General features: G+C 42.5%; 10 protein-coding genes and 2 pseudogenes. 1 reads left to right on the top strand and 11 read right to left on the bottom strand.

All coding sequences use genetic code 11. The annotated features are described in order from the left end of the window. Positions 1–186 precede the first annotated feature (186 nt). From ACTQWB_RS13190 to bsh, 4 genes are all read right to left on the bottom strand, one after another. Positions 187–1,812 (bottom strand): DUF1002 domain-containing protein, encoded by a 1,626-nt coding sequence (locus tag ACTQWB_RS13190; protein WP_441502040.1) that lies wholly within the window; start codon positions 1,810–1,812, stop codon positions 187–189. Between the two features lie 88 nt (positions 1,813–1,900). Continuing rightward, positions 1,901–2,086, bottom strand: a complete 186-nt coding sequence (locus ACTQWB_RS13185; RefSeq protein ID WP_441502039.1) for a DUF6783 domain-containing protein — start codon at positions 2,084–2,086, stop codon at positions 1,901–1,903. 21 nt (positions 2,087–2,107) lie between these two features. Beyond that, positions 2,108–4,372 carry an endopeptidase La gene (gene lon / locus ACTQWB_RS13180; RefSeq protein ID WP_441502038.1) on the bottom strand — a complete coding sequence of 755 codons (2,265 nt, stop codon included), beginning with the start codon at positions 4,370–4,372 and terminating at the stop codon, positions 2,108–2,110. Between the two features lie 162 nt (positions 4,373–4,534). Then, positions 4,535–5,509 carry a choloylglycine hydrolase gene (bsh, locus tag ACTQWB_RS13175; protein WP_441502037.1) on the bottom strand — a complete coding sequence of 325 codons (975 nt, stop codon included), beginning with the start codon at positions 5,507–5,509 and terminating at the stop codon, positions 4,535–4,537. 348 nt (positions 5,510–5,857) lie between these two features. On the opposite strand from bsh, the gene ACTQWB_RS13170 reads away from it, so the two are divergent. Next, positions 5,858–7,093 (top strand): nucleotide sugar dehydrogenase, encoded by a 1,236-nt coding sequence (locus ACTQWB_RS13170; RefSeq protein ID WP_441502036.1) that lies wholly within the window; start codon positions 5,858–5,860, stop codon positions 7,091–7,093. Positions 7,094–7,235: 142 nt separating this feature from the next. Here the strand turns inward: ACTQWB_RS13170 and ACTQWB_RS13165 are convergent, their stop codons facing one another. From ACTQWB_RS13165 to rhuM (ACTQWB_RS13135), 7 genes and pseudogenes are all read right to left on the bottom strand, one after another. Further along, positions 7,236–7,964 (bottom strand): LytR/AlgR family response regulator transcription factor, encoded by a 729-nt coding sequence (locus ACTQWB_RS13165; protein WP_441502035.1) that lies wholly within the window; start codon positions 7,962–7,964, stop codon positions 7,236–7,238. A gap of 356 nt (positions 7,965–8,320) precedes the next feature. Beyond that, the gene (locus ACTQWB_RS13160) at positions 8,321–9,076 is read right to left on the bottom strand and encodes a tRNA threonylcarbamoyladenosine dehydratase (RefSeq protein ID WP_441502034.1); all 756 of its coding nucleotides are present in this window, start codon (positions 9,074–9,076) and stop codon (positions 8,321–8,323) included. Positions 9,077–9,156: 80 nt separating this feature from the next. Then, complete coding sequence (locus ACTQWB_RS13155; RefSeq protein ID WP_441502033.1) at positions 9,157–9,507, bottom strand: arsenate reductase family protein; 351 nt, start codon at positions 9,505–9,507, stop codon at positions 9,157–9,159. 293 nt (positions 9,508–9,800) lie between these two features. Next, a pseudogene (rhuM, locus tag ACTQWB_RS13150) lies at positions 9,801–10,014 on the bottom strand (RhuM family protein); the annotation flags it as partial. 113 nt (positions 10,015–10,127) lie between these two features. After that, positions 10,128–10,457 carry a type II toxin-antitoxin system RelE/ParE family toxin gene (locus ACTQWB_RS13145; protein ID WP_441502032.1) on the bottom strand — a complete coding sequence of 110 codons (330 nt, stop codon included), beginning with the start codon at positions 10,455–10,457 and terminating at the stop codon, positions 10,128–10,130. After that, positions 10,454–10,759 (bottom strand): type II toxin-antitoxin system RelB/DinJ family antitoxin, encoded by a 306-nt coding sequence (locus ACTQWB_RS13140; RefSeq protein ID WP_441502031.1) that lies wholly within the window; start codon positions 10,757–10,759, stop codon positions 10,454–10,456. Before ACTQWB_RS13140 ends, ACTQWB_RS13145 begins: the two co-directional genes overlap by 4 nt. Before the next feature lie 602 nt (positions 10,760–11,361). Continuing rightward, positions 11,362–11,970 (bottom strand): annotated as a pseudogene (gene rhuM, locus ACTQWB_RS13135) (RhuM family protein); the annotation flags it as partial. Positions 11,971–12,351 lie beyond the last annotated feature (381 nt).

Raw genomic sequence — 12,351 nt, 5'->3', positions numbered from 1 at the left:
GTCCTTATCTTACCCGTATACTGGCATGTCTTCAATAGACAGTTTCAAAGTTTTTTATAAGGTCAGTTTCACATTAAAGCATGTAAAAAAAGGTGCAGAGCAAGATCACACGATACGTGTATCCTTCTCTGCACCCAGGTCTATGTCACATTATTCATTTTCTGTCATCAGACATTGCTTCTGCAATTATTCTTCGGAATCCTCAGCAGGGATTTCCTCATCATAAGAGGTATCTCCCACCTCATCTGCTGCACTGTCATCTACAGTCACATCACCAGAACCATCGGTACTATCATAAGTATCTGTAGCTTCTCCATACAGTTTCTCGAAGAACTTCATGGTATCTGTATACAGAGTCTCTTTATCTTCAGAGGAAACAGCATCACCAAGAATATCAACACCATCAGAAGAGGTACCATCATCGATTACATCAATGCCGAAAAGCTTCTTCAGCTCTTTATCCAGCATATTCAGCTCTGGAGTCATATATTTCTCTGTTCCATCTGTCTCATAGGAAACTGCTCCGTTTCCGAGAATTCCGAGATATTTCTGGAGAACCTTGATGGAAAGTTTATTTGCAGTGTCAGAATCCAGTGTTACTGTTGAAGCAGCATCAGCGCCCATTGCTTCGTAGAGGGCATCCTCATCTCCTTCATACTCACCTTTACAGAAGGTCTTCGCCTGATCGAATTTTGCTTTCGCATCATCATCCAGGAAATCTGTAGCCAGCTGGGATACATCTGTGATCTCATCAGAGGAGTCTGTACCGCCAACTTCGCTGATGTCTCCATCTGTATTCTCATCTGTGCTCTCATCAATACTACCATCAGTGCTTTCGTCAGTCTCATCACCAGCCGGGAACTCTTCCCAGTTCTCATCAGAAGAACCATCTGTGGCACCAATCTCCTCAGCAAGACCTGGATCCTCTGTTGAGCTCTCAATTACATTATCACCAAGTGCACTCTGATCCACATTATCTACAATGCTGTCTGGATCTTCCTCACTGGAATCTGCACTCTCATCAGCCTGGCCTGTCACGTTATCATTTACACGCTCCAGGGTTTCCTGCATTTCAGAATAATCATAATCCTGCTCTGCGATCTGCTTCAGCAGATTCACAATAGTATTGATCTCATCATCAGAAAGAGAAATATTATTATTATTAGAAATATTTACAACAATATTATAAATATCATCTGCATTCTGTACATTGTCTGCAATAACCTGCATCTTCGCCTGATTGATAACAGTGGTGGCATCATTCTGTCCTACAGAATCTGCAAGATTGCCGGTAACCACCATCTCCTCAGTGGCGATCTCTTTCTTCGTCTCATCAAGCTTCTGTCCACTGGCAGTCTCATATGCCATCTGGATGCCTGTAAGTGCCCCTGTGCCGGATACCTCAAACGGGCAGGCAGCAACAACTTCACAGTTGGTAACCCCTGATGTAGAAAGGGAACTTGCGATCATATTACAGGTAACCCAGTTCAGATTTGCAGTACGGACCTTAATGCCGCCAGAAGTAGTTGGCTTCACATATGCACAGCTTACTGTCCTGGTACCGATCTGCTCCAGTGGAACATATGCACTCAGATGATCTCTCTCATCCTGATTGGTAACATAGATGATCTGTGCCTGATTGGAATCAACTTTAAAATATTTCAGCATGGTGTTCTTCTGGGCATCTGAAAGATCTGCGCCAAGTGTAACGACCTTCATGGCATCTGCCATAGCCGGAACCGCCGGAACCATGCTTCCCATAACCATTGATGCGCTGCAAAGCAGCGTAGCTAATAATTTGCCTTTCTTCATAACCTTACCTCCAACTTTCTGTGTGGGTTATAGTCTGACTTTCAATTTGTAAACACATTATAGCATACTTTTTCTTACTTTTGTAATTTTAATTGTCAATTTTGCTATATATCAAGATTCTAGAGCGTGTTTGAAAAAGGCTTTCTGCAAGATGTGCGTCACAATTTGTGGGAGATTTTGTCCGATTGAGGGAGGCGTAGCGGGCTACGCTGACTGAAAGAGGGCAAAATCTCCCGCAAAGTGGGGCGTGCAGATTGCAGGAATGATTTTTCAAACACGCTCTAGCACATGTTTTTTATTGCAGGACCTGCGCCAGAACCTCCTGCACCTTCTTCACCGGTGTGATTTCCAGTTTTTCCTTCACTTCCTCTGCCACATCTTCCAGGTCATCCACATTTTCATATGGAATAAATACATGTTTTACCCCAGCTCTCTGGGCAGCCATCAGCTTCTCCGGAAGCCCGCCAATTGGCATAACTCCGCCTCTTAAAGAAACCTCCCCTGTCATTGCGATCTCTGCTGGTGCTGGTTTACCCGTTACCAATGAGGACAGTGCTGTCACCAGTGTAATACCTGCGGAAGGTCCGTCTTTTGGAACAGCACCTGCCGGTACATGGATATGAAGGTCATTTTCTTTAAATTTATCTGCAAATTCCGGATAAAGAGATTTTACAAGTGTAATGGCGATCTGGGCAGATTCTTTCATTACATCCCCAAGCTGTCCAGTGATGATTACTTTTCCATCTCCTTTTGTAAATGAAGTTTCAATAAACAGGATTTCTCCGCCAGCACTGGTCCATGCAAGACCTGTCACTACGCCAGGTGCTGGATTTTCCAGGATTTTCTCATGATGGATACCATGTCCAAGGAACTCCGGCACGCGCTTCTCACTTACTGTAATGCTCTTCTGCTCACCCTTTACCAATTTTACAGCTGCATACCGGCAAAGCACATCCATCTGCTTTTTCAGGCCACGGACACCTGCTTCTGCTGTATATTCTTCAATAATACGGCGGATTGCCTCATCTGTCACCTTCAGATTCTGTGCCTTGATTCCCATGCTTTTCATAGCTTTGGGAAGGAGGTGTCTTCTGGCGATCTGAAATTTCTCCACTGCTGTATATCCCGGGAACTGGATCACTTCCATACGGTTCAGAAGCGGCTCAGGAATGGTATCTGTGGAATTCGCTGTGCATACAAACAATACATTTGAAAGATCGTATGGCACATTCATATAGTGATCCGTAAAGCTTCCATTCTGCTCCGGATCCAGCACCTCCAGAAGGGCACTAGCCGGATCTCCACCGTAATCTTTCGCCAGCTTGTCTACCTCATCCAGCACCATTACCGGATTGGAAGCACCGCTTCGTTTCATTCCTTCCATGATACGCCCAGGCATGGCACCTATGTAGGTTCTCCTGTGTCCGCGGATCTCTGCCTCATCCCGGATTCCTCCCAGACTGATACGTACATATTTGCGGTGAAGAGCGCGTGCAATGCTCTGTCCAATACTGGTCTTACCAGTACCAGGTGCGCCAACAAATAACAGGATAGAACCAGATTGCTTCTTATTTAATGACATAACTGCAAGCTGCTGGATAATTCTTTCCTTCACTTTCTTCAATCCATAATGATCTTCATCCAGAATCTCTTCTGCCTCATTTAAATCAATCTCAGCTGGTTTCTCGTTTTTCCAGGAAAGAGTGGTAACAAAGTCCAGGTAATCGTACAGCATACCATATTCGTGACTGTCTTTTCCCTCCTGTTTCATGCGGTTCAGCACTTTTTCCGCTTCGCGGCGTGCTTCCTCATTCATACCAGACTCCTGGATTTTCTTCTCAAAACGGCGTACATCCGAAATGTTCTCCGGATGCATTTCATCCAGCTGGTTCTGAAGAAACTCAATCTGCTTCTTAATTGCAGATTCCCGGTAAACCTTCTCATTGGAATTCTTCTGGGCAGTCTCCGCCTCTTCGCTGACACGGAAAATCTCCATCAGCTCATAGACAGCTTCCTTCATCAGTCTCAGCCGTTCTCTTCTGGAATCCACCTGAAGAATATGATACTTTTCTTCCCAGGAAAGGCTCATATAACCGGCAAGCGCACTTACTGCTTCCGGATAGCTCTTCCAATGATAGATCATGCTGCGTACCCACACGCCCCACTGAAAACCTTTGGCAAAATCCATCAGTTCTTTCTTGATCTTATCGAATTTCGCTTTCTCTTCCTCTGGGGAAATGTCCTGGATATCAGGCAGATCTACCGCCTCTGCCTGTACTACACCATCTGCATATTCCACAGCAGTTACCTGTACTCTGTTTTTCGTGGTAACCTTGATGCTGCCCTCTTCATCTATACTCTCAATGGTTCCCATCACACCCACAGGGAAAATATTCTCCATGGAAATTTCCTCAGAAGCCATCTCTTTCTTCTGTAAAACAAAGAGAATTTCTTCTCCAATATTCTGTTCTTTGATTCTGCCTTCCGGAAACATATCTTTTTTAAAGAAAAATGTAACTTCCGGTAAAAGAAGAAGTTCATAAACTGGTATTGTGATCATACATGTTTCCTCCTGATGTTATCAGCACTCATGTCATTTGAGTGCCAATGTTATTTTATAGAAAATGGCGAACCCATATGAATCCGCCATCTGAATCTATGATAGTCAATTATAGCACTAAATTTATAATTTGCAATAAAAAAGATTGATTTTGGGACAGACCTAATTCTGCATGCAAATCTTTTCGCCTTTCACAGGAAGATAAGAAACCAGCTTGTCGCTATCCAGATCTTCTTTATGCATATCTACTGCACTGATCTGGTGATTGTCATAAGTATTATAATAGTAGATTCCCTTGTCTGTATTACAACAGGAAGTATATAACGTAATTTCGTATTTATCCTCGCCAAGTTTACAGCAGCCTCTTTGCTGGTCTACGCTGCCAAGAATATGGAAAAACTGGCTCACACTTTCCTCTTCCGACTCTCCTGACAGGGAATTCATTTTCACAAAAGCCACACGCACAAACCTCGACTGGGAGGAAAGATCCCCAGGAAGTCCCATACCGCCCATTCCACGGCTATACTGGTTCAGATCCAGGTTCCTGGAAAAAGTATTCTCTCTATTTTCCACAGAAAGGTGCATATAATTATTCAGATGAAACATCTGATAATTAAAAGGTGGATTATTTGTGAGAACACCAACTGGATTTTCATAAATCTTCAGTCCCTCTTCCACAGATTCAAGAGTAATGCATTCTTCCTTATCTGCAATAATCCAGTGTAGCTGGGCAACCGGCAGATTTTCCATAAACGGAGTATCAATCAGGTTCATATTTTCCAGAAGAAGTCTGGCCTCTTTCACCGTCGCACACTTTCCAAGTATCCATGGGATCAGTTCGAACTGGGTAATATTCTCTTTCCCCTCTACAGGCTTCTTATAATGGGCGTTACCTACAAAATTAAGTCCCGCGATTCCAAGACCTTTCTCATTAACCGCATCATAATACAGCGGATAATCCTGCATCACACAAGCCATTCCGATCATAGCATAATGGTTTCTGAGCTGACCACCACAACGCAGATCAAATATATAATTTCTCGGTGTGATCACCACCTGGTCTCCATATGACACCTCATAATCCAAGGTTCTTCCAAAATAAAAATCTTTTGTTTTATAAGTTGCAGCTGTACACATAGGTGATTCCTCCTGTCAAAAACTTCTTTCATTACAATTCAAAACCAGCGTTACTATTCACTCTGTGAGCAAGAACGAATCCGCCTCCAAAGCGTGACCTATTTCGTCAATGTGACCTATCCGCCAAATAAATTATTCTGCAAAATTTTCATTTCCCCAATCTGCAATTAAACGGTCACGTTGCATTTTGCAATTCTCCATGTTATGATATTAGGGGGCAAAAAATCTTTTGCCATTAATTCGATACCGCAGATTGTTCCTCAGTCAGTGGGATATATTGTAGCACAAAAAATGAATTTTTAAACTCTTTTTTCAAGATTTTAGATTTTTTTAAGAAAGGATCTTACCATGAATAAATATATTGCAGTTGCAGGCACCGGCTATGTAGGACTTTCTATTTCAGTTCTTCTTTCCCAGCACAACCATGTCACTGCAGTTGACATAATTCCAGAAAAGGTCGCTTTGATCAACAAGCGGAAATCGCCTATCCAGGACGACTATATTGAGAAATATCTTGCAGAAAAAGATCTGGATTTATACGCCACTACTGACGGGGAAGCAGCCTATGCAAAAGCTGATTTTGTAGTTGTAGCTACCCCGACTAATTATGACAGCAAAAAGAATCATTTCGATACTTCCGCTGTAGAAGCGGTCATAAGCCTTGTCACCAGGGTTAATCCTACTGCTACCATTGTGATCAAATCTACCATTCCTGTGGGATATACCGAATCTGTACGCCAGAAGTTCCACAATGAAAATATTATCTTCAGCCCGGAATTTCTCAGGGAATCAAAGGCTCTTTATGACAATCTTTATCCAAGCCGGATTATTGTTTCCTGTGATGACCATACGAAAGAAGCTGCCCACACTTTCGCCGGGCTTCTTCAGGAGGGCGCCCTGAAAGAAAACATCGATACTTTGTTTATGGGCTTCACTGAGGCTGAGGCTGTGAAGCTTTTTGCCAACACTTATCTGGCACTTCGGGTTTCTTATTTTAACGAACTGGATACTTATGCGGAAATGAAAGGACTGAATACCCGTGATATCATAAACGGCGTATGTCTGGATCCCAGAATCGGAACCCATTACAATAATCCTTCCTTTGGCTACGGAGGATATTGTCTGCCCAAAGATACCAAGCAGCTTCTTGCAAATTATAACGATGTTCCCCAGAATATGATGTCTGCCATTGTTGAGAGTAACCGTACCCGGAAGGATTTCATTGCTGACCAGGTGCTTCAAAAAGCAGGATATTACAGCTATAACGAAGATAATCTTTATCAGTCTGATATGGAAAAAGAGGTGGTCATCGGCGTTTACCGCCTTACCATGAAAAGTAATTCGGACAACTTCCGCCAGAGCAGCATCCAGGGTGTTATGAAGCGGATCAAAGCCAAAGGAGCCACTGTGATTATCTACGAGCCAACTCTTGAAAATGGCTCCACCTTTTTCGGAAGCCGGGTCATAAATAACCTGGAAGAATTTAAAGAAAAAAGCCAGTGTATTCTGGCCAACCGATATGATAAGATTCTGGATGATGTAAAAGATAAAGTATATACACGGGATCTGTTTGCCAGAGACTAGAGCCTGTTTGAAAAAGGCTTTCTGCAATCTTCACGCCTCACTTTTTCGCACAGTCTTCAAAAATTTATAAAACAGGCAGGAAACGAACCTTAAGTTTGTTCACTTCCTGCCTGTTCTATCTGACAATTACGGGAATAATTTTTCAAGCATCAGTCAAAGCGGAATACTTTTCAAAATATTCATTATATGTATCCAGCACATCTTTGCGTCCTCTCACACGAATCGGTACGCAATCTCCATTTCTAAGAACAAAATCTTCCTGTACATCTACAATGTGTGCCATATTCACCAGATAACTCTGATGACAATGCAAAAAGCTGGAATCCTTTATCTGTTTCTCAAGCTCTCCCAGTTTCTGTGTCGTCTCGATTTCTGAACCATCCAGCATATGCAAAGTCACAACATGCCGGTCGCTTTCCAAATATAAAATTTCATCCACAAATGGATAACGGTACTGTCTTCTGCATTTCACAGAAATGCGTTTACGAAGATCAGGTTTCAGAAGTTTGCGTAAAATCGCGGCGGTCTGCTCTTCATCTGCAGGCTTCAACAGATAACCAGACGCTTCTACCTCGTAACTCTCCAGAGCAAAATCCGGCGAAGCTGTCAGAAATACTATGGGTGCCTCCACTCCCAGGTCGCGCAGTTTCCTGGCAGTGTCCATTCCGTTCAGATCACCCATATAAATATCAAGAAAAATAAGATCTGACCATACATAGCCATCTTCGACATCTGCGAGGAGACTTTCACCAGATTCATACTCCTGGATCTCAACCTCCCCGCCATTTGTCTGAAAGTACATTTTTAACTGACGTTTCAGCACAAAACGCTCAACCTCAACGTCATCACATATGGTAATTCTTTTTACCAAAGCTCTCCCAAAGCCTCCTTGTACTTGACTTTTTTATTATAACAGAAAATTTCAATTTTTGGAAAAATCTGCATAATCGTCACGTTTTAGAGCATAATCCTCATTTTAAGGAGTTTCTGCAGAGCCTTTTCCCAACTTTTTCACTTGTATTTTGAAGTAAATATTGTTTTTACGTTAAAAATATATCACTAAAAAACCACCTAGTCAAGTAAGGATTCCCTTTCTGCCTGTAAAACCTCTACATATAAAAACATCCTCGGAGTTACGATTCGCTCCACATACAATAACAGCCACAGACGCAAACCAATTATAGACGTCTATGGCTGTCATTCTTTGTAGAATAAGATCGCTGATTCTCAGGCTTTGCAAAGGTCTTTCACCACTTCGCCTGCGATGATCAGTCCCACAACAGATGGCACAAACGCCACACTTCCGGGAATATCACGCCGCTCTGTGCATTTATGCTTGGCACCTGGCGGGCAGATACAATGAGTTCGGCAGCTGATAGACATATCCTCGATCGGTCTTGTAGGAATTTCTTCTGAATAAACAACCTTCAGCTTGCGCACACCGCGCTTCTTCAGTTCCCGCCGCATAACCTTGGCAAGCGGACACACTTTTGTCTTATAAATATCTGCTACCTTAAACTGGCTTGCATCCAGCTTATTTCCTGCTCCCATGGAACTGATGATCGGTACACCTTTTTCCTTTGCTTTCATAACAAGGGAAATCTTCGCCGTTACCGTATCCACGGCATCTACAATATAATCGTACTCCTCAAATGGAAAATCATCTGCATTCTCTGGCAGGAAAAAGCACTTATGCGTCTGTACCTTCACATCCGGATTGATTTCCAACATGCGCTCTTTCATAACATCTGTCTTATATTTTCCCACTGTTTTGCGGGTCGCAATGATCTGGCGGTTCAGATTGGTAAGGCAGACCTTGTCATCATCGATCAGGTCAAAAGAGCCAACTCCGCTTCGTACCAGAGCCTCACACACATATCCTCCAACACCGCCAATGCCAAATACAGCCACTCTGGCATTTGCCAGCTTTTTCATGCCATCCTCACCAAGAAGCAGCTGGGTTCTTGAAAACTGATTTAACATAAACTTCTCTCTCCATTAGTTTTTAGCTTTTTGTAGTTTTTTACTTTTAGCATTTTTTAGCTTTTAGCAATTTTCCTATCTTATAGTAACGTTTCTTCCCACTGGGATTCTTTAAAGCCAGTCAGAACCGTGTCCTCCCTCACGATCAGAGGACGCTTTACTAGCATACCATTGGTGGAGAGAAGTTGCAACTGTTCTTCTTCACTCATTCCCGGCAATTTTTCCTTCAGCTGCATTTCCTTATAGAGCAGGCCACTTGTATTGAAGAAGCGCTTCAATGGCAGACCACTTCTCTGGTGCCATTCTTTCAGCTCTTCATAAGTAGGGTTATTCTCTACAATATGACGGTCTGTATAGGTAATATCATGTGCGTCCAGCCATTTCTTTGCTTTCTGGCAGGTGGAGCATTTGGGGTAGTTTATAAATAACATGGGGTATCCTCCTCGTATGAATGATTATGCAACTTATTCAGTTAAGATATTTGCTTTTGTGATGTTTCGCCTTTAGATCATAACATATTTTAGCTTCCAGTTGAACTTAATAATTTACTAAAATAATGATTCTGACATAAAAGTCAAATTTTGCGAGGAACCACCATCTCCTCAACCTTGTCCGTTCTTCCTATCCAAACAGAGCAACGGCTATTTTTAGATCTAACTAATGGCCTGGCTTCCATCGTCATCGGAACGCGACGTTCTGCACGATTCTCTGCCAGATCCAGCTATGCCAAAACGATACGCTCTAATGAACGTATTTCCTGCTCAGAAAGATAATTCTTCGCAACACTCACATCACTTTTTACAATCTTGTCTTTCGGTGCTGCTGCCCATGTGTGGCTTATCCGCATCTGCTCGCTCATAAATCAATTCTGCTGCCGTATGGCCATAAACTGCATAATGCATTTTGTTCTGCACCTTGGCAAAGAACTGCTTTGTTGTGAGCACGGAACCACCGTTGTTGAAACAATACCGTCGCTTCTGTCTACGATGAAAGGGAAATTTTATCATATAAAAATGGAGTTCTTGTTTTTACGCAAAAGCTCCATTCCAAGTTACTTATTTGAATTTATAATTCCTTCGATATCAGGGCCACCGTACAATATTCGAGCTACTGTAACTTCCCTTTCCTCGTCATCGACCAGATAATGCACAATATAGTTGTCGACTGGAAGCTGATACATTTTCATTGAATGCCAAGGCTCCCATTCAACTAACGCATAACGGGCTGGCATGAAATCCAATGAACGAACTTCTTTTCGAATGCGCCCCAACTGAGTGGCAGCAGTTTCCGGAACAAGGAATTCATTCGCAATGTACGAATAAATTTCACGCAAATCGTCAAGTGCCTCAACAGAATAGCCGACTTTGTAGCTATCCGTCATATGCCAAACTCCTTTGCAAGTGCTGCATCGACTTCATCTGCAGAATATACCTTTCCTGCTTTGATGGAATCAACACCCTTCTGGAGTTCTGCATCAAGCTGTTCTCTTGTCATTGCACCAACAGCTAATGGCTTAGAAGAAGGAAGTTTCAGTTCAAATGGCATACCCTTCTTCAGTACAATCTGGCTATAAAACATCTGAATTGCACTGGATGGAGAAATGCCAAGCTGAGAAAGAATGCTCTCAGCATTATCCTTGAGATTGGTATCTATTCTTGCGTAAACAGCGGATGTATTTGCCATAGTATCGCCTCCTTTTTCTTTATTATATTTGTTTTCGCTTGCGATTGCAAGCATTTGCATTGATTATTTTATGACGAAACTTTGAATTTTATACGCCCCTTGCGGCAGAAAGGAATATTTATGGGATTTTTATCAGGGATTTTCACTCCAGAGACAAGCCTACTAACAACACCAATGGTAGCGCCTACCGTTTTCTCTTTGGTGGTACCAGCAATGCAAGGTACAAATTAATCACAATTGTTTCCTTGGTTATACGAAGGATGCAAATGGCAATTTAGTCATCGATCCAGAACAGGCTGAAAAGCCATCAGTCAAATGCTTGGTAACAAAAGCAATTATCAGGCACAGCTCCAGCTTAACATTGCCGCGGTCATCCGAGCATCGCAGGCAACAGCCATTGACAGCATTGACGAAAAGCTAAGGCCTTTTCTACCTATATAATGCTAGGCACTTTTACATTGCTGCCGCCTGCCACTGTCTCGACCGTTAAGACAGTGAATGCCTCTCAACTTCTACACAATCCTTCCGCTCTAACCACTGATTGGCCATACACTCGCAGGGAGTTGAGTTGCCGGATTTCACCGTCTCGACCTGGTATCCGGTCATTGTTTCTTTGCGCTTTCTTCTAATTCCAGCATAAATTTATCGAAGTCAGACATAAACAATCTGTCCTGAATCACACGGTATTTTTCAAATTCTGTCTCAGCATGAAGCTTTGCAATTTCTGCGGACACCTTACCCGCATCCTGTAAAATACCATAGTCAAACATTTCAATGAAATTGTTGAGCCTCTTTTCCCAGTCCTGCATTGTAAGCAGAATATGCCGCAACGTCATGTTTTCAGCAAAATCCAGATATGCCGTCACCATACGATTCAACTGCTTCATTTCATCCTGACTCAGATGATTCTTCGCAACCGTAACATCGCTCTTCTTGATCTTTCCTTCCAGTGCATCTGCCCAGGTGGTTAATCCCATATGCTCTTTTGTGTGATCAGCTCTTTCCACGATCAGCTCAGCTGCTGTATGTCCATGAACTGCATAATGCATTTTATTCTGAACGGTCGCATAAAAGCTTCTCGTTGTTGCAGAATTTTTGTCATAGTCAATGGCTGTGGCATACAGGGCGGTGATCTTCTGATGGAACTTTCTTTCGCTGGCACGAATCTCACGGATGCGCTCTAACTGCTCGTTGAAATACTTTTCTGTCAGGGCTCTTTTAAAGGAAATCGGTGTTGTGGTAAGACGAATTGCCAGAGAGCAGGAAAAGCTCGCAAAGGAAGAAGCAAAGAAACGAAAGAAAAATAATCGGGAGAATCGTAAAAAAGAAGTTTAAATATGCATATAGACATGCTATGATAGTAATAGTTTTTATGAAGAAACGAATTACTATGAAGAATATCTTTCAGAAATCCAGTTCCAACTGGGTGAAATATGATAAATACGAATGGCGCACAGCCGCAAACGGAAAGTGTTACATTACCCTGTGTGTTAGGATAATTGTCAGTGAAAGATAATTACTTTTGTGGTAGTATATAGCTATCACAGGAAGGGAGCTTTCACTATGAACTATAGTCCAGAATTAAAGGATGC

The sequence above is a fragment of the Blautia sp. HCP3S3_H10_2 genome (genome assembly GCF_052122375.1).
GTDB lineage: Bacteria > Bacillota > Clostridia > Lachnospirales > Lachnospiraceae > Blautia_A.
Note: the sequence above shows the minus strand (reverse complement) of the source record. Positions and strands in the feature narration are given on the sequence as shown.